14 protein-coding genes are annotated in these 20,078 nt (G+C 38.8%); 11 read left to right on the top strand and 3 right to left on the bottom strand.

All coding sequences use genetic code 11. The annotated features are described in order from the left end of the window. Positions 1-10 precede the first annotated feature (10 nt). Both KHS79_RS22365 and KHS79_RS22360 read left to right on the top strand, forming a co-directional pair. Entirely contained in the window at positions 11-2,251 is a 2,241-nt protein-coding gene (locus KHS79_RS22365) for an ATPase, T2SS/T4P/T4SS family (protein ID WP_212722234.1), read from the top strand. 116 nt (positions 2,252-2,367) lie between these two features. After that, positions 2,368-2,760: a hypothetical protein gene (locus KHS79_RS22360; RefSeq protein WP_027710095.1), complete on the top strand. Its 393-nt coding sequence runs from the start codon at positions 2,368-2,370 to the stop codon at positions 2,758-2,760. A 53-nt stretch (positions 2,761-2,813) separates the two neighbouring features. Here KHS79_RS22360 and KHS79_RS22355 read toward each other — a convergent pair whose 3' ends face one another. Together KHS79_RS22355 and recD2 are read right to left on the bottom strand one after the other, a co-directional pair. Then, positions 2,814-4,043 (bottom strand): trypsin-like serine peptidase, encoded by a 1,230-nt coding sequence (locus KHS79_RS22355; protein WP_212722233.1) that lies wholly within the window; start codon positions 4,041-4,043, stop codon positions 2,814-2,816. A gap of 367 nt (positions 4,044-4,410) precedes the next feature. Continuing rightward, complete coding sequence (recD2, locus tag KHS79_RS22350) at positions 4,411-6,600, bottom strand: SF1B family DNA helicase RecD2 (RefSeq protein ID WP_212722231.1); 2,190 nt, start codon at positions 6,598-6,600, stop codon at positions 4,411-4,413. Positions 6,601-8,127: 1,527 nt separating this feature from the next. Between recD2 and KHS79_RS25990 the strand changes: the two genes are divergently transcribed. The 6 genes from KHS79_RS25990 to KHS79_RS22320 all read left to right on the top strand — a co-directional run bounded on the left by KHS79_RS25990 (position 8,128) and on the right by KHS79_RS22320 (position 16,803). Beyond that, complete coding sequence (locus KHS79_RS25990) at positions 8,128-8,544, top strand: pilin (protein WP_212722229.1); 417 nt, start codon at positions 8,128-8,130, stop codon at positions 8,542-8,544. A 48-nt stretch (positions 8,545-8,592) separates the two neighbouring features. Beyond that, positions 8,593-10,506 carry a sulfatase-like hydrolase/transferase gene (locus tag KHS79_RS22340; RefSeq protein ID WP_212722227.1) on the top strand — a complete coding sequence of 638 codons (1,914 nt, stop codon included), beginning with the start codon at positions 8,593-8,595 and terminating at the stop codon, positions 10,504-10,506. Continuing rightward, the gene (locus KHS79_RS22335) at positions 10,507-12,096 is read left to right on the top strand and encodes an O-antigen ligase family protein (protein ID WP_212722225.1); all 1,590 of its coding nucleotides are present in this window, start codon (positions 10,507-10,509) and stop codon (positions 12,094-12,096) included. Positions 12,097-12,254: 158 nt separating this feature from the next. Further along, positions 12,255-12,914, top strand: coding sequence for a type 1 glutamine amidotransferase domain-containing protein (locus tag KHS79_RS22330; RefSeq protein ID WP_212722222.1), 660 nt, complete (start codon positions 12,255-12,257; stop codon positions 12,912-12,914). Positions 12,915-13,358: 444 nt separating this feature from the next. Continuing rightward, the gene (locus tag KHS79_RS22325; protein ID WP_212722220.1) at positions 13,359-15,812 is read left to right on the top strand and encodes an esterase-like activity of phytase family protein; all 2,454 of its coding nucleotides are present in this window, start codon (positions 13,359-13,361) and stop codon (positions 15,810-15,812) included. 139 nt (positions 15,813-15,951) lie between these two features. Beyond that, entirely contained in the window at positions 15,952-16,803 is an 852-nt protein-coding gene (locus KHS79_RS22320) for a hypothetical protein (protein ID WP_212722218.1), read from the top strand. Positions 16,804-17,130: 327 nt separating this feature from the next. On the opposite strand, the gene KHS79_RS22315 is transcribed toward KHS79_RS22320, so the two are convergent. After that, positions 17,131-18,054, bottom strand: a complete 924-nt coding sequence (locus KHS79_RS22315) for an AEC family transporter (protein WP_212722216.1) — start codon at positions 18,052-18,054, stop codon at positions 17,131-17,133. 765 nt (positions 18,055-18,819) lie between these two features. Between KHS79_RS22315 and KHS79_RS22310 the strand changes: the two genes are divergently transcribed. From KHS79_RS22310 to KHS79_RS22300, 3 genes are all read left to right on the top strand, one after another. Then, positions 18,820-19,254, top strand: coding sequence for a DUF2214 family protein (locus tag KHS79_RS22310; protein ID WP_027709173.1), 435 nt, complete (start codon positions 18,820-18,822; stop codon positions 19,252-19,254). Between the two features lie 18 nt (positions 19,255-19,272). After that, the gene (locus KHS79_RS22305; RefSeq protein WP_212722213.1) at positions 19,273-19,617 is read left to right on the top strand and encodes a cupin domain-containing protein; all 345 of its coding nucleotides are present in this window, start codon (positions 19,273-19,275) and stop codon (positions 19,615-19,617) included. Positions 19,618-19,688: 71 nt separating this feature from the next. Beyond that, positions 19,689-20,051 (top strand): DUF5329 family protein, encoded by a 363-nt coding sequence (locus KHS79_RS22300; protein ID WP_165773534.1) that lies wholly within the window; start codon positions 19,689-19,691, stop codon positions 20,049-20,051. The last annotated feature ends 27 nt before the right edge of the window (positions 20,052-20,078 follow it).

Raw genomic sequence — 20,078 nt, 5'->3', positions numbered from 1 at the left:
GCATCAAATTATGACAAAGTATGCATCATTATTCGGCGCAAAAACTGATCATAATAATGACAACGATTCTACTTCTATAGTAAAGAACCCATATACAATTTTGATTGTTGATGATGAGCCAAATATAATTAAATCATTACGCCGTGTTTTTCGTGATGAAAATTATGAAATACTAACCGCAAGTGATGGTATCGAGGCTCTTCATATTTTAGAAAAAAATCTATGTCATCTAATGATCAGCGATTATATGATGCCAAATATGAATGGTGCCGAACTACTGCGTGAAGTAAAAAAGCATTATCCCGATACGATAAGAATTATGCTGACGGGACATGCGGATACTACGGCGGTTATGTCTGCCATCAAAGATGGGGCAGTCTACAAATTTATATTAAAACCATGGCATGATGATGATTTAAGAGTAACCGTTGCTTTAGCGTTAGAGCAATATGAACTAAAACAAAAAAATAAACAGCTACAAGATAATATTGAGGTTGCAAGTCGTGATTTAGAAATGCTCTCAAAACTAGCTATAACGAATCGTAGTCAACTTGCTATTCTTCTTCAAAAGAAAAATCTTTTAAATAATACTCAGCTACAAGAAATATATAAACAGCAGCAATTTCATAAAAAACCTGTACTGACAACAATCCTTGACAAAGGTTGGGTCAAAGAACCAGTCATTAGAAAAATTCTACGAAAAGATCTTCTCATTAGAGAAATAGATCTTAACGAATGTCATATCGACCCAGCCATAATTGCGTTGGTTCCGCGAAAAATATGTGAGCAGCAATATATATTACCCATAGCTCAATCCGGTCGACATCTCACTCTTGCTATGGCTGATCCTATGGATGAGGGACTTATTGAAGAGTTTCGGTTTAGCTTAGGGCTTGAAATTGATGTCGTAATGGCTGATACCTCAGCATTTTGCAAAAAATTCAAACAACTTTTTGGTGATGAAAAGTTAACGTTCAAAGAGTTAGAGACAATAGTTGGCTCTAATGACCCTTTTGAAGGGGTAGAAGTTATCATTGAAGATGATGACGAAATTGCGATCGACGAATTACTATCTTCTACAGAAGATCCTCCAGCGGTCAGAATGCTTAACGCTATTATTTTAGAAGCTGTTCGACTTGGCGCCAGTGATATCCATATTCATCCACGTAGTAAATATGTTGTAGTTAGGTATCGTATTGATGGCGTGTTACTGGACAAAATACATATTCCAACTAATTTACTTATGCCATTAGTATCACGTGTTAAAGTAATGGCTGAACTTGACATTACTGAACGACGCCGACCACAAGATGGCCGCATTACGGCTAAAACACCACTTAGAATCATTGATTTGAGAATTTCAACTCTACCAACCATTAATGGCGAAAAAATTGTCATGAGGATTCTTGATCGCAATGCAGAAGTAGTCAATTTAGATGACCTGGGAATGTCACAGTTACAACGAAGTCAAGTCTCTTTTGCGGCTCAGAAACCTCAAGGAATAATTCTAACAACAGGACCAACAGGTAGTGGAAAAACCACCACATTATATTCTCTTTTACAAACTTATGCCCAACCAGAAAAAAATTATGTAACAATTGAAGATCCAGTTGAATACTACCTTGATATGGCTGGACAGGTAATGGTTAAGGAAAAAACAGGTCTAAGCTTCGCAAAAGTCTTAAGAGCTATTCTCAGACAAGATCCTGATGTTATTCTTCTAGGTGAAATACGAGACTTTGAAACTGCAGAAGTTGCATTTCATGCAGCATTAACGGGACACTTGGTTTTTTCTTCGTTACATACAAACTCATCAATTGCAACCATAGCAAGATTGACTGATCTTGGTTTAAAACCTTTTATCATTAGTTCAGCACTATCAGGAATTATCACTCAACGTTTAGTAAGAAAAATTTGCTCACACTGCCGACAACCCATACAAGAAGATCAAACTATCATTTGTCAACTAGGACAAAAATTTCAAAACAACAAACAGTACTTTAATGGCGCAGGATGCGATCAATGTAATGGTTCAGGGTATAAAGGTCGTCTGGGACTCTACGAGGTATTAATTCCTAGTGAACAACTGACCAGTTTAATCGCAAGAGCTGCCTCTACCGATGAGATGTTTGAATGTGCCCGCAGTGAAGGAATGATCACCTTATTAGACGATGCCTTTGATAAAGTAAAATCAGGTTTAACAACCGTTTCAGAAATTATGCGTGTATTAGGACCACAATCTTTACCCTGATATTTATACGATGAAATGTAATATTTACAGTTTATACTATACCTGTGAAGAGAACAGCTATATCATCATTTACACTGAAAAATGAGTCTACATTATTTTATAAATAACTTTTCATTATGAAAAATGACCCTGTATTGAAACGTATTAAAACTACTTTTGATCCACAGCTTCAATATATACAAGTAGAAGCAGTAGAAATTGATAGTCATTTACTTAGACACGCTCGAAAAAAAGTGCTTAAGGCATGTCAGCAAAATAATAACTATCGCTTGCTTGTTTTCCTTAAAGAAATGGGTGAGTCAGTTCACCGAAATGCTATGGATTATTATAACTTTGCTACTAGCTTTTTTTCTGAAGGGTTTCCTCAAAATACCCAAATTGCAATTATTACGACGCCGACCAATTATGGTGCTGAGTCCGTGACTCGAATAGCAAAAGATAGGCGTGTCAATATTAAGCTTTTTTACGAAGAACAAGAAGCAAAAAAATGGTTATTAGGAAAAACTTAGATACTCCCCTCTAGAAGATTACTAGGGGGAGTCATTAATTAACAGAAGCTCAATCAAGGCACTTGGTTATTAAAAAAGCTTCTAACCTGTGGCCAGATACGCGAAATTTTCACACCTTGATTCAAACAGCCACCATAGTGATGTAAACCAATAGCTTTATTTGAACTTCTGGCTAAAACAGGAGATCCAGAACTACCACCTGTTGTATCACAATAATAACCTAAATCAGTTCCACTCCCACGACCAGAACGACTTGGCGCATCAACTCGACAGACATTACCTGAATTATAGTCACTTTCTATACCAAACTGCTTTGGTGCACCACTACCATGTTGAGCAATATATATAACTTCATTTTTTTGTGGGTCACGCACTTCTAAGCCCAAATAACCAAACTGTTTTATTGCACTAAAGTTATTTACCGTAAAAAGTGTATAATCAAGGGTATAATCCGTTTTTAGTAGCGACTGTCCGGAAACTTTAACTACTTGATTCATTCTCTGTCCGCCACAACTACTCCGCTGATAATTAAACCAAACTTCTGAGCCACGGATAGATGAACTGGTACTCATGCAATGATTGTTAGTAAATACACGATTATCAGTACTTACTCGCCAAGCTGTACACAAACCGCGGCCCATAACTAATCGTCCTACCGCTTTAGCATAATTAAACTCAGTAGGATGTGAACGTTCATAGCAAGCAACATCTTTTCGCTCATTATTACCACAGGTAGACAACGTACGAACACGGTAGGCAATTTCATTTTCAGAATAGCCCTTCATGTAGTGACTTATTTTGAGTTTATTTTGAGTGGGTACCCACGTAGTTGCCTCATGCTGGTGCAACCTCACAATAGCAGTATCGCCCGTAATTGACATACTGGCCCAACTATTTACACCATCTTCATCATCACTTACAGTAAAGTCATCACGCTGTGAATTACTATAACGATATTCTTCTGATCCATCTTTATTGCTCACCGTAACCCAGCTACCTTCAGGAATATCAAACTCAGCAAAATGCACCTTTATGAAGCTCGCTCCAGGTTCACTGATAGTGACTGCTCCTCCAAGTGCTTCTATATCTCCACCCAATAATGATGCAGGCATTTCAACACGGTCTGCAATAATAATGGGCTTTAAAGATCCTTCTAATTCCTCACTGTTCACAGAAGGAATATATTCTAATGTATTATTCTGATCTTGGGATAAAACGGGTGTGGCTGATAATGACAACAAAATACTCGCTATAAGCTTAGTTTTAAGTAAGTCCGTTAACATGCCTATGCCTCCTGGCTACACATAAAATAAAAGTAAATCAATTCAGCTGTTGAGCACAATTAATTAAAAAAACCAAATATATACCTACAGCAAAGCGCGCACTTAAGCATTTTTATTATTAACACTTATTATTCTGGCATAAACAAAATGAACGAGGTGTTAATTTTTTTATCAAATTAAGATTTTTGCTTGAATATAATTTTGCAATTGATATTTTTTTTCTTATTCAATTCACACGACAGGTATTCAGAAAAGATATAGAATTAGTCTCTTTCAATTACTTTAATTAAGCTTATAAAACTCAAAATAATAACAGAAATACATTCTATCAAAAAAACAATCAAATACATTGCATATTTATAACAAGTTATTTAAATAGCGCCTGTAATGTCTGCTGTAGATAAGTCAAACGCTTGCTGGATTTGACATTATGTACAGCCATTGCTACTGCTTTTTTCTGACCTATTAAAATAACTAGCTGTTTTCCACGTGTAACACCAGTATAAAGCAGGTTACGTTCAAGCAGTGTAAAGTGTTGGGTCGCAATTGGTATCACAACAACAGGGTACTCTGAACCTTGGCTTTTGTGAATCGTTGTTGCATAAGCTAAGGAAAGCTCATCTAGTTCATGCATTTCATAAGCAACATCGCGCCCTTCAAAATTAATCAATAGCTCTCCTGATTCTGAATCAACCGATTGAACACGACCAATGTCTCCATTAAACACTTCCTTATCATAGTTATTTACATTTTGAATGACTTTATCACCAGGTGCATACGTCCAACCAAATCGTGTTATTTTAGGGTGTGCGTCACCATTCATCTTTTCTTGTAACGCCAGGTTTAAGCTTCTTGCACCAAGACCACCGCGATTCATTGGCGTAAGCACTTGAATATCATTAATGGGATCAACATTAAATCGCTTGGGAATACGTTCGCTTACCGAGTATATCAGCTTTGCTTGTATTAACTCTGGCTCATCCACTTCCATAAAGTAAAAGTCAGACTTTTCTCCTTTTTCACTGACTTTCGGGCTATAGCCTTTATTAATACTATGCGCATTAGTAATAATCTTTGACGTCGCAGCCTGACGAAAAATCTCTGTTAATTTTGCAACCGTAACAGTGTTTGAGTTAATAATATCTGCCAGTACTGACCCAGGCCCCACAGAGGGCAACTGATCGACATCACCCACTAATAAAACAGCTGTATTATCACCCACCGCACGCAACAACTGATTCATAAGCACCACATCCACCATGGATGTCTCATCAACCACCAAGAAATCTGTTTCTAATGGCTTTTTTGCATTACGCTTAAAATCAAACTGTTTAGGATCAAATTCCAATAAGCGGTGAATAGTCGTGGCTTCTCGCCCCGTTGACTCACTCAAACGCTTAGCCGCACGACCCGTAGGTGCACACAAAGTCACATGTGCTTTTTTAGCGGCAATAATCGTCAAAATACTATTAACCACTGTGGTTTTACCCACTCCAGGTCCACCTGTAATCACACAGAACTTGTTGTGAATAACCTGACGGATAGCATCCTGTTGAGAAGCTGAGAGTTGAATATGATTTTGCTGTTCCACCCAAGGAATTGCTTTGGTTAAATCAATGCCCTGCCAAAAGGTATGACCTCGAGCGAGTCGATGAATATGATTAGCTACACCTTGTTCAGCGTGAAATAAAGGCGTTAAAAAAACACAAGGTAAGCCATCAATATTTTGCGCAACCAAGTTTTCTGCAACTAACTCCTCATTAATCGCTTGGCGTAAAACAGTATCTGGAATGTCTAAAAGCTTCTCTCCAGATAAAACCAGCTCTTCAAATGGGGCAGCACAATGCCCATTGCCGGAAATTTCCTGCAATACATGACGTATACCTGCTCGGGCACGTATTAATGAAGTAGGTTCGATGCCCAGTCGTTGGGCAATCTGATCAGCTGTTTTAAAACCAATACCATGAATATCCAGTGCAAGCTGGTAAGGATTTGCACAAACTTTATCAACAGCATCTTCACCATAGGTTTTATATATACGTACAGCTCTTGCTGTACCCACACCATGAGACTGCAAGAACACCATAATATCACGTACGACTTTTTGCTCTTGCCATGCCGAAGTAATCTTCTCCTGCCGTACTTTACCAATACCTTCCAGTTCCAATAAACGTTCGGGCTGATGCTCAATAACATCAAATACCTGCTCACCAAAATGCTTCACTAACCGTTTAGCAAAGTGGGGACCAATCCCCTTCACCATGCCCGAACCTAAATACTTCTGCATACCTTCCAGGTTTGTAGGCACAATCATCTTCACCGACTTCGCTTGAAACTGCAGGCCATGACGAGGATCATTCACCCAGATACCAAAGCTTTCAATATATTCACCTGCAGTGATAGCTGGCGTACTACCCGTTATAGTGACCAACTCCCGATAACCACGCACCTTGGCCCGCACCACAAAGAACCCGGTTTCCTCACTATGGAACGTCACCCGCTCAACGTTACCTTCCAAACGCTCCTGTGGTTGATGGTTTGTGGTGTTTTGGTTCATAGGCGATGATTAACTGTTAATGGTGGAAGCATGTGTTGGGCTATCTCTGCAATTAGTTGATAGGTTGCTATTAGCTGGCTCTAGTATTACAAAGCTACAAAAGAATGCCAAACCTAGTGATTATTAACCCCCTCCTAACCTCCCCCTTCAACAAAGGGGAGGAACTGATGGTGCTTCCTGAAACAAAAGATTTTTACTGCTTGCATGGTCTGCTCCCTCCCCTTAGCAAGGGGAGGGCTGGGGTGGGGTTTGTGGATTTATACTGCAAACATCTTATTTGCCTGCTGGCTTCGTTAACCCCCTCCTAGCCTCCCCCTTCAATAAAGGGGAGGAACTGATGGTGCTTACCTGAAACAAAAGATGTTTACTGCTTGCATGGTCTGCTCCCTCCCCTTAGCAAGGGGAGGGTTGGGGTGGGGTTTGTGGATTTATACTGCAAATACCTTATTTACCTGCTGGCTTTATTTACCCCCTCCTAACCTCCCCCTTCAAAAAGAGGAGGAACTGATGGTGCTTTCCTGAAATAAAGATGTCTGCTGCTTACACGCTCTGCTCCCTCCCCTTGGCAAGGGGAGGGTTGGGGCGGGGTTAAGATCTAACCATAAACATCATAAGCTGTACGTTTATTGAGGTATAAATATAAGAAGAAAAAGCTAAAATCAGAAGGGATAAAGCAGTAAGGGGGTGATGCTTTCGAAAATCTTGTATATTATTTATACGATAATATTCGTACTTTAGTTTTATGCGTTTATACTTCGTATAAAATATACACACACCACAAGCATTATTGCATACCATTTATACAACAAACCTTGTACGTAACTATGCGTAGAAACAGCTACTCATCGTTGAAAGCTGAACAGTTATCACTTTTTTATATACGCACATCAATACTAAAATGCTAACAGGTTGGCAATCATAAAACCTTTGTAGCATAATGCCGTGGCACATAGCATTTAATAAGTACGACCGTTACACAACAATTGTTGTGCTATAGTAATGACTTTGGCATGACAAGAAAAAAGTATGTGACGGATTCTACATTTTAAAATATTAAATGCAACGTGTTTTGTTTTTTGGTTAGGAAGTAATCAAGACAGTAAAAGATAACTAATATATTGGCATGCAATGCAATAGCTGAAACTTCTCATATTAAAATATTGGAGAAGCGCTTTCCTTATCTTTAAATACATAGCAGTTTATGTTGATTTGTAACTTAAATGTACCTTTATATAAAGGTATATTTTAAAGTTTAATCGCTGTACTTTTATGTATCTATCTTGGTTACTCTCTAAGCATACTATGAAGTCATTTAGGTATAAGTTAGGTGTATTAGGAGTTAAACCTTAGTCACTATAGATAAATGCATATTTGTAGCCTGCTAAATGTGGCTCTCCTTGTGTTTTTTATACAAATATGCTGATGGTTAAGGTCAGCAAAACCTCTCACTAAATACACAGCTCATATCTTCTACTCATAGAACATATCTGGATTGTTTGTTAGTAAAAAGAACGGAGAGAGACTCAAATGAAAAAACAACAAGGTTTTACGCTCATCGAATTAATGATCGTTGTGGCGATTATTGGTATTTTGGCTGCTGTGGCCTTGCCTGCTTATCAAAATTATACTAAGAGAGCAAGAGCAGCTGATGCTTTAAGCTTATCAACTGCTGCAAAAACAGCTGTGACTGAGTATTGGGCTGTAAATAATGGATTTCCTACTTCAAACATTGCAGCAGGATTACCAACTAAATCAAATATAAAAAGCGATAACGTTACTAGTGTTGAAATAGTTGCAGGTGGTAAAATTGAAATTACCCTTTCTAGCAAAATAGATACAGGAAAAAAATTCCAACTTGAACCAATAAATAATACAGGATCCCTAAGCTGGGATTGTAAAAACGTTGACGTGAATAAAGACTACCTGCCTACAGGCTGTCGATAAACTTTATATAAGTCCACTTTTTAAGTGGACTTGCTGATGATTCCAAGCATGATTAACAATATTTTAAAGCAGTTTCTAATTAACTTTTTTTTACTAAGTGCTTGCGCCTTAACAACTATCATTGTAAAGTATCAAGATGGTATTATAGACTCAGTAGATTTAAGTAGTTTAATTAGATTTTCAACGATATTACCTGTAGTTTATTTTATAATAAAATACTTAGCAATTTCTCTAGCTGTTCAGCTTATATTTTTTCCTAAACACTGCAACATTTATTTTTTTTCGCTAATTGCTTTTGTCTATACCCTTTTATTAAACTACATATTTTTTCCCGGATCATTTTTTTCAAAACTTTATGTCTTTGCTCCTTTTGCATTAGCATCAATTACTTATATAACCCTAAAAACTAAAAACAACACTTTGTATTTGAAGCCCATATTATACTCTACAGTAGTTCTTTTTGCTTATAGCTTTTTCCTAAGTAAAACTTCAAACCTGATGAATCATTCAGGAAATAAAAACAAAAATATAATAATCATTGGTATTGATGCACTGAGGCCAGACCATCTTGGAGCTAATGGTTTAACTCCATCCTTAACTCCTAACATAGATAAATTTCTATCTAAAAGTACTCTTTTCTCTGATACAATAACTCCTTTAGCAAGAACATACCCTGCATGGATGTCCATATTAACAGGTAGATATGGCAACAGTACAAACGCTCGGTTTAATCTAATGCCAAAAGATATTGTTGACCGCCAACATAATTTACAAACAACCTTAAAAAAAGCAGGTTACACAACAGTATATGCTTTAGATGAGCGTCGTTTTAATAATATAGATAAAAGCTATAACTTTGATTATATAGTAGGACCAAAAATAGGTATTGGAGATTTTATATTAGCCAGTATCTCAGATATTCCTTTAGTTAACCTTACATGCTTAACCTCCCTAGGAGCTTATATTTTTCCATACTCATGTAATAATAGAGCTAAGCACACAACTTACATACCTGAATATTTTGTAGATTCAGTAATGGTACCAATCAAAGCAAATATAGAAAAGCCTCTATTTATTGCAGCCCACTTCACCCTTCCTCATTGGCCGTACCGATATTCACAGCTAGAAATACCTAAAGGACGTTCATTTGATGCAAAAAAACCTGACTATTTTTTTTACCAAGCAATGTTACAAGCAGTCGACCGACAGTTTCAGTACTTGATGGATCAACTAAAAAATAGTGGTGTCCTTGATAATGCCTTAGTGATTGTATTATCAGATCATGGAGAAGGGTTCATGCTGGATCAAGATAGTCTAAATAAAGCCATTGATGAAGTATCCTTTAAAACCAACAGCTATGGTCATGGGACAAATATACTCAGTCAGGAACAATACAGTGTTGTTTTAGGCATTAGGCATCTTGGAACTGATAGCCAAGGAATTTCAAAGAAAGCACCAGCATCACTAATTGATATAGCTCCTACCATCTATAACTATTTAGATATTACACCAAACTATTCACCAGATGGCATACCACTAGACTGGATGGATAAAAAAGATCAAGAAGATTATGACCGTTTTTTATTTTTAGAGAGCAGTTTAAGTGTTGAAAGTCTTAATAGCAGTCGAATCAATGCATTACGTATAATACGTCAAGGGATGCACTATTACACAACAACAACAGATGGATTAGTGACTATTAAACCACAGGTTATCGATCAAGCTATTGCAGCTAAACAGCGCGGCGTTATCTATAAAGACTGGTTATTGGCTTTGTTCCCAGATATGACGGATAACATGATTATCGTTAACCGCAAGACCAAAACCTGGTGGCCACTGACCCATTACAAAGAAGAAAAGATGGCGCCTTGGCGCGAAATGCTCGATGCATTGTGTACACACTATAAAGATGATACAGGTTTTGACAAATACCAACTTTGTCAAAAATTTTCAGGTAGTTAAATGAAATCCAAAGCACGTTTACTTAATCAAGCGCCTTTTTGGGCGCTTTTTATTGGTGTTGGTTTTGCCCAATATTGGCAGTTACTCATTGGTCCAGCGAATGTTGATAGTGTTCGTGCTATTATCTGTATCATTGAGCTAACAACTATTATTCATTTTCAATCAACAAATCACCATTCAACACGCTTACCCAAATGGATCATTGTATCTTTTAGCATTTGGGTTATTTCAACCATAGTCTCAACAGTGCTATCCGTCAGGTTTTATTTTTCACTAATCACTCAACTCGAGTGGTTTACTCATGCAGTATTTGCTTTTGTGCTAGCACAACATCTTAACAAGCAACAATGGGATAAGCTGATAACTGCTATTCCTTTTGCACTGGTTTGTACTGCAATTTTCTATGTATATCGATGGTTTACGTTAGAAGATCCGTATACTTTCAACTGGATAAATGCAACTCCTTTTACTAATATTCGACAGTTAGGTTACTTCTGCACAGTATCTGCAATCATTTCACAATTTAGCTACTTGTTATGTAAAAATACATCACGTAAAAAGCTATGGTTTATTTCATGTATTGTTTCAGTGAGTTTCTTAATATGGACAGCCGGTAGAGGAGCTTTTTATTCTTATTTATTGACTATTATCCTAGCGATTATCATCCTGCCAAACTATCGAAGTAAAATATTAACATCTACCTTTATATCTTTACTTTTTGGCTTTTTGATTGCGTATATGGGTACTACTGATTCAACTGCAGGCAATATCAATCATTTAAGCAAAATGTCCATTGCCGTCCGAATTGGTATGTGGATTGAAACCCTCCAAAGCTTATCTAGTTTTAAAACACTTCTGTTTGGTTATGGTGTCAATACTTATCAAGTCACATGTAAAAACTTTGTGTTTATGCAACCCCATAACGCTATTGTACAGGCTCTCCATGACTGGGGAACTATAGGCACAGTCAGCTTTCTTTCACTGATCGGCTATATACTGATTAATACACTCTTAAAAATCTACAAAAAAACTATTGAAAGTCATACTCAAATTATTGCTTTTTTTGCCGCAGTGTCACTCTGCTTACACTCTTTAAATGCAGGCGTATTTTATCATTCCTACTCTATTTTAGTTTTTGCGCTGTGTATTGCTTATCTATTGCCAATCTCGTTAAACAACAAACAACCAATATTAACTACTGCATATAAGAACTTATGCAGCGGAATTGTTATATTACTCTTTTGCTTACATCTCACAAACACCTACTGGCTCATTAGACCTGTTATCCCCGCACCTAATTCTTTTACTGCAACAATGGTGCGCTCATTTCCTTCAACAACGTTAATCATTAACCGTTGGATTGAAGCTTGGTATAAATATTATCCTGCAGAAGCCTTTGAGTGGACACAGTGGCTTCAGACTCATGGCGATAATAGTTGGTACTACTATTATTTAGAGGCCCGTGTGCGAGATGATATTGGTGAACAAGACAAAGCAGCAATGCTGATTACTCAAGCCATTGAAAATGCCCCTCAGCGTCAGCAGCAACACTTAATTGATTTTCAAAATGCTCTTAAAAAACAGATGTAATACACACTTATTCCCTATGAGGCTCCTACAAAAAGAGTATTCATAGGGGCTTCTTCAAAATTTACTAGAGCTTCTCCCCTCCTTTATCTTCACACACCTGTCCCTTAACTACACTATACTTGTCATACAGTCTTATAACGTATAACAAGGAGTGTTCAATGAGTGATCAAGCAGTGTTGATGCTGGTGACCAGCCACAGTCAACTCACGGATGACAAGACCACAGGTTTATGGTTTGAGGAGTTTGCCGTACCTTACGAGCAAATAAAGCAAGCTGGCTTTGAGATCACTGTTGCCAGTATTCAAGGGGGAAAAGCACCCGTAGACCAACAGAGCCTGCCCAAAGAGGGGGAACATGCAGAAGCGATGATGGTGCTAGAAAATACCATTCCCCTCACAGATGTGGCCCCTGCTAATTATTGCGGTTTATTTATTCCTGGGGGACACGGCACTATGTTTGATTTACCTAACAACCCGGCCGTTGCCTATGCCATTGGTTTTTACATTGAAAAGCATCAACCGGTTGCTGCGGTATGTCATGGCGTTTGTGCCCTAATCAATGATATACCCGGTTATGGTCCCCAGTTTGTCAAAGGGCGTATTTTAACCTCATTTACCAATGAGGAGGAGCATGAAGTAGGTATGACCAACCACATGCCCTTTTTATTGGAAACCCGGCTGCGTGAACTTGGCGCTGATTATCGTGGGTCTGATAATTGGTCCGATCATATTGAAATTGATGGCTTATTAATTACGGGGCAAAACCCTCAGTCTAGTGAGAGCACAGCAAAAGCGTTTATTCGTGCTTTAAAGGATTAATTTTCTATTTGTTTTTTTACCCCCTCCTAACCTCCCCCTTCAAGCAAGTGGGGAGGGACTTAATGCAAAAAATATACTTTATGAACCGCATATTCCCTCCCCTTGGTAAGGGGAGGGTTAAGGTGGGGTTTGTACTGCATACCGTAAACTCAGTACTTATATTTACGCTCATTTAACCCCCTCCTAGCCTCCCCCTTCAACAAGGGGGAGGGACTTAATGCGAAAACAAGGTAGAGTAACTAAAAGTTACGGCTCACCCCCTTCTCAATAAGATGCAAAGTTCAAGTGGGGGTTAGGCTTTATATTTTAAATTTGTCATGTTACCGTCACTAAAAAGCAACACATGGACAGTAAGTTGAGCGAAAACTGTGCAGTATATGAGTCACTCATTACTACTTAACGCTATCGTTTCGCTTATAAAAAAAGAAAGGTAGTAGGCGTACTATGAAATATCACTTTCTCTCCCGCTGTGCTTTAGGCACATCACTCGCCGTAATTCTCTCTGGTTGTCAACACTATACCGAGCCTGCCCCAGCAACGTTAGTGGGCTATGCAAAACTACCTGCTGACAGCTTTGCTGAAGGGCCAGTGGCTGGTAAGCGTTTAGGGGCATCACCTATAAACGGCAAACATACGCCTTTTAAAAAAGGACAGCCGATCCAAGGTTTTTCAGCGGTTTTAAAAAATCCCGATGGCACCTTTTTAGCGATGTCAGACAATGGTTTTGGTAAGGTAGAAAACTCTGCAGATTTTAATCTGCGTTTATATACTATTCAGCCTCAGCTAAAAACAAATGGTAAGCCTGATGCAGGTAAAGTTGAGGTAAATGGCTTTATTGAGCTACACGACCCTGATCAAAAAATTCCCTTTGCTATTGTTAACCACTTTACGCAACAGCGTATTTTAACTGGTGCTGATTTTGATATTGAATCTGTACGTCGTACAGCAGATGGCACGTATTGGCTAGGCGATGAGTTTGGTCCTTTTATACTGCATGTGGATGCCAATGGCAAAGTATTAGAAGAGCCCTACCGGCTACCCGATTTTAGCCGGACAGGCCATTATTTAAATTCACCACAAAACCCTTATTTAGAAGAAGGCTCCAGCGTTCGTATTATGAATGCCGCTGCTCAACATGCAGCACAACAGGGTGCAAAGTATCAGCCGGTGTTTTCACCTTACCATGTGATGTTGCAGGATAATAATCCAAGGGTAAGCCATTACGCCCGTGATAAAGACACCCCCAATGGTTTAAAGCTTGCGGCAAGTGATGTATTTGATATTCAGTCGATTCAGCAAGCGGGTTACCCTGTTGTTACCTGGACAGTGAATGATCTTCCAAGAATGCTAGAACTTATGGCGCTTGGGGTGGATGGTATTATTTCTGATCGTCCAGATTTATTGCTAACGGCAGTTAAGCAGTTTGATGGCAATAAAGATGGTAAGCCAGATTATCTAACCCCTGAAGGACTGATTGACAGCCAACGCTTTGATGCCCAAGGTCATCGTGGTGGTCGTAACTTGCGCCCCGAAAACACGTTACCGGCCATGGAAGTCGCGTTGGATAACCTGATGACAACGCTGGAAACAGACATTGGCATTACTAAAGATGGTGTAGCTGTGCTCAGTCATGACCCTTACTTAGAGGCAGAAAAATGTCGTTTAGGTAATAACCAGCCTTATACAGAGCACCAACAAAAGCTGATTAAAAACCTTACCCTAAAAGAAATTCAAACTAGCTTTATTTGCGATAAAGTATTTCGTGGTGATTCACAAGTTAATGACCCCAACCTATCACCTGTCACTCTAGCGTTTACCAAACAAGTGGGTTTAGAGCATAGCTATACACCACCCAGCATACAGCAGGTATTTGACTTCGTGCGTTTTTACCAACGGTTCTATACAACAGGCGCAGGTAAAAATCACCCACTCGCTGTTAAGCGTAGTAAAGTGGCTGAGCAGGTTCGGTTTAATATAGAAACGAAATTAAACCCTCGCAGTGATCGTGATAAACATGGTGTCGTCTATAAAAGCCGAACTGTAACACCTGAAAAAATGGCAACGATTTTGGCGAATACCATCAAACGCAATGGATTAACTAAGCGAGCGGATATTCAAAGCTTTGATTTTCGCTCACTGTTATATATTCAGAAAAACTATCCCACTATTCGCACCGTTTACCTGATTGGTGATTTCCCCAATAAAGGTCCCTATGCTGATGATGGTACCAACTTGCAGGATGAAAAGGGAAAGAACACGCCTTGGTTAGCAGGGCTATACTGGCCCTACCGCAACACTACCTTGGTTGATAGCATCAACATCAATCGTAGCAGTGGCTTTGAAGGTATGGCATTAAGCGCAGATGGCAATACCTTGTTTGCAATGCTCGAAGCACCTGTTATTGATAGCAAAAAGCGTGAGTTGCTCATTCATGTTTTTGACCTTAAGCGTAAGGTGTTTACAGGGAAAAACTATCGTTATCCTATGGCAGATAAGAGCAAAGCAATAGGCGACTTTACCATGATCAATGCTAAACATGGGTTGGTCATTGAACGTGATAATGAAGAAGGTACCGCTGAAGCCTTCAAAATGATCTACCTCATTACCCTACAAGACGATGGTCAGGTTTCAAAAAAGCCGTTGGTCAATTTAATGGCGATTAAAGACCCTCATCAATTAGCCGATAGACAAGCTGGTGATTTTGGTATCAGCAACGGTAAGTTTGCCTTTAGTTACACAACCATTGAAAACATTGAAGTGTTGGACGAGCAGCATATTGCGGTAATGAACGACAATAATTACCCATTCAGCATAGGACGTCATTTAGCGTCTAAGCAGCCAGATGACACTGAGTTTATTGTGTTACGCCTACCTGAAAAGTTAGATTTATCACAATAAAATTGGCGAACAATTTGTTTTTCTCACCACCGTTAGGGCGTAATACTTCATACGTCCTAATGCCCATTATAGACTCTGGGCTAATGTCTACAAAAGTGCTAGTGTCTTTTTTAACCAAATAGGTTGAAAAGGAGACACTATGCCACTACGTCTGAAGTGCTTGATCAGTTTTATTATTATCTTGTTAACAAGCATTGTCTGGATCAAGCCTATTGACCAATCCACCGATGCAATTGTCACTGAGCACTTAAAAAACGCTGCTGTTACGTTTGCCGCTGCACGATTGCTGAACGGTGCCATCTCTGTTGTACAAGGCACTGAGTTATCAATAGAACCTGTAGGTATAGGTCTTACCTTTAAAGCTGGGGAAATACTCGACCCAGTGAATGATATGGTAGAACGGTTTTCCTGGGTGATGCTGGCCAGTACTACTTCACTCGGTATTCAGAAGCTGTTGATACAAATGATCAGTGCCCAATGGTTTAACATTATGCTTTCAACAATGGCGGCTTTGTTGATCTTCGCAATATGGATACCACGTGCAATTCCACGCACTCAACTCTGGTTTACTAAGCTGTTTTCGCTGCTGATTGTGGTTCGCTTTGCCTTAACAATTGTTGTACTCGCTAATCATTTACTGCAGGTTCACTTTCTTGCAGAACAACAACAGCAAGCGACTGAGCATTTACAGATGACAACGCAGGCAATTGAAGATTTTCAACAACAGCATATGGAAGCGTCTCAAGAAGATAAATCATTTATGGACTCACTGCGTGATCGTTGGAATCAGGTGAGTCAACAGCTTAATCCCTCAAAGCAATTTGAGGCATTACATGCTAAAGCAAATCAAGCGATTGAAGACATGATGTTATTAATTGCCAGCTTTTTGCTACAAACTGTTTTATTACCACTATTGTTTTTATGGGTGCTTGTAAAAGTGTCTGGGTTTATTATGCGGTTTGAAGTCCTTCCTGCTAAAACGCTTACCTAACCACACTACTTAACCCCCTCCTAACCTCCCCCTTCAACAAGGGGGAGGAATTAAAAAAACCGTACAATTTATTCTATTCCTTGCAACAAAAAAGCGGAATGAATCACGCAACCTATTGCTATACTTATTATCCCCTCCCCATCAAGAGGCTGTCGCAAAACTACTACACTTGCAAATACTGCGTTAAAAATAAACTCAAAGTACTCATTTATTAAGTATAAACTCCGCCTTTTCGCCGACTTTTGCCTTGTCTTTGCTTCGCTCATAACCTTTTGCGACAGCCTCTGAGTAAGGGGAGGGTTAGGGTGGGGATGGAAAATTAATGTGTTAAAAATACGCAAGCACTAACGACATATAAAATGGAATAATAATAATACCCATGCCTGTACTGGCAAGTACTGCAACTGCGGCTTTTTGTGGTTGAGCATCCAACTCAACAGCTACTGCAATATTATTCGCGGCTAATGGCACCATCGACATTAGTAAAATGCCGTACATAATCGTGCGATTAAAACTGTGGAAAACAAAGTGATCAATAATAATTGCAATGATGACTGCTGCAGGCCAAAAGATATATTTAACGATAGATGTGACTGCAATAAATTTCATATCAATATGACTACGCGATACCTGTGCTAACCCTAGTCCCACGATCATCATACCCAATACAGTATAAGCTCCTTTAAAGGCTTCCAGGCTTTCTGCTAAATTAGTAGGTAAATGAAAGCCCGCTAAATTTAAAAGCAAGCCCGTTGAAAATGCGTAAATTAAAGGTAATCGAGATATTTTGCGCAGACTATCCTGAATAGTAAAATTACCGCGTGCAGTAATATAAAAGCCAACCGTGCTCTCAAATACCATAAAACCCATTAATGAAAATAGCACAACCGCAACGCCTTCTGCATCAAATAATGCCATTGCAATTGGCAATCCAAAATATCCGGTATTCCCCGTACCTGAAGAAAAAGCAAATAAATTACGTGTATTATCTTGCCATAAACGCCCTCCCCAGAGAAAAGCTATAAAAGCTAAGCTACAAGAAATACAAAAAAACATTATTGGTAGCATGGCATAGCTGAGCTTAATGGGTGCTTCCATCATGCCTGTAAAAATAACAATAGGCGCTACAACATAAATAAGAAGAGAAGAAAACGTACGGGTATTAAGAGGAAGGCGCTTTCCGGCCACATAGCCAAGCATAACAAGGATAAACAAAAAGGTAACTTTACTCAGCAGTATGTCAGTATCCATAGCAAGGGGTCCAACGGGTTAGGAAATAACAAAGGCTTATTGTACCGGATATCCGTTAGATGAATAATACGTAATATATGAAGCTTTACCTCGATCCAAATACGCCTTTGACTACGCCCTTCACGAATCATTTTTAGGGTACAAAACCCATTGTCTGACAAAATAATTATCTATACCCAAAACGAAGGGTTTTTATACCCCAAGGACACAAGGGTGCGGCCGTCAAGCGATGAAGCCCCTGGGCAAGTTTACTGCTGTGAAACTTGCGGTAGCCACTTTAATTGATATAACAGCACTGCTGGGCGGTTATATTAATAAGTGACTGGGGTGGCAGTTAAATGCTCCTCGGCAATTGCTCCTGCATTGCTCTACTACATGACATCCATGTCATTATGCATAAACTGCATTCCCACCATCCTTGGTAGTCAAGAGCGCTGACAACAAACCCTACTAATGTGTCGGGAACACATTAGTACAGCTTCGCTGGCCCGTTAGGGTGAGCGCTATGGATAGCGCACATAAAAATGATTCGTGAAGGGTATATTTACCAATGTTGACGATGTGAGCGCAATATTAATGTCAGCTAAGAGAACTCGAAAAGGTAAGCCACTCTTAACATAAGCCATCTAATCTGACTGTCCTATTCTTAACAGAGCATATCAATGTTGTTTTATATAACAGTTAATAATATGCTTGTTGACGAGCCTTATAAAACTACATAAGTATAAAAGCATATAACATCAATTACTAAAATGGACATAGTCAATGACAGAAATAATTATTCGTTATTTTCATTATATTGGCATTATTGGTTTAGGTGCGACACTTGTAGCAGAACACTTACTTATTGCTAAAGAACTCACATCACAGCAAATTAGAAAAATCGCAATTGTAGATGCTATTTATGGTATTAGCGCATTAGTGACCTTAACTGCGGGGTTACTTTTATGGTTCGTGGTAGGAAAACCTGCAGACTATTATCTTAAGAACTGGATTTTTCACACCAAAATTTCACTCTTTATTTTAATTGTTCTTCTTTCTATTTACCCTACCATATTTTTTATAAAAAGCCGCAAAAGTGCTTTAAAAAATATATCCGTATCAAAGTCTATTCCTATCATTATTCGAGTAGAGTTAACTTTATTTTTGTTAATGCCTTTACTTGCACTTTTGGTTGCAAGAGGCTACGGCAGTTTTTAAACAGGAAGGGATTTTTTGATGGGTATCATATCGACCAAAAATGCAGAACATTATACCTGGGGTGCAATGTGTGATGGTTGGCACCTGACTAAATCAGCAAACTTAAGTGTTATTCAAGAGTGTGTACCTCCGGGCTGCTCCGAAGTTAAACACCATCACCAACAATCAGAGCAATTCTTTTACGTTTTAGCAGGTCAAGCCACACTTGAAGTCGAAAACCAAACGTACATATTGAACACTAACCAAGGTTTCAATATAACCCCAGGGGTCAACCACAAGCTCAGTAATCAGGGAACTGTAGATTTACACTTGCTGGTGATTTCATCTCCTCCAAGCCATGATGATCGTATTCCCCTGGAGTGATAAAGCTCAAGTTGCCAGATCTACATTCACCCATTATGATCAATGGTTAAACGGATAAGCAGGTGTTTTAAATGAAGTACTCAATCACTATTGCGCTGGCTGTACTGCTTGTAAGTACCAAGGGAATAGCCGACATAAGCCCTACAACCAAGAATGAAATTGCCCATCTATTAGAGTTTGTCCAAAACACCACATGCAAGTATGAACGAAATGGTGAGATGCATGCAGGCAGTGAAGCAGTAGAGCATATTCAAAAGAAATATGACTACTTTCAAGACAAAGTGAAAAGCACTGAAGATTTTATTCGTTATAGCGCTACCAAAAGTGAATTATCTGGCAAGCACTATCGTATTCATTGTAAAGGGGAAGCTGTACAAAACAGCTCATCCTGGTTATTGAAAGAGCTAAATGCCTACCGCCAGTCTACACATTAGTTCATAGTAGATAGCAGGCAGGCATCT

Origin of the sequence: Zooshikella ganghwensis (genome assembly GCF_018263875.1) — a bacterium.
GTDB classification, from domain to species: Bacteria; Pseudomonadota; Gammaproteobacteria; order Pseudomonadales; family Zooshikellaceae; genus Zooshikella; species Zooshikella ganghwensis.
This window is presented reverse-complemented; position numbering and strand designations above follow the sequence as displayed.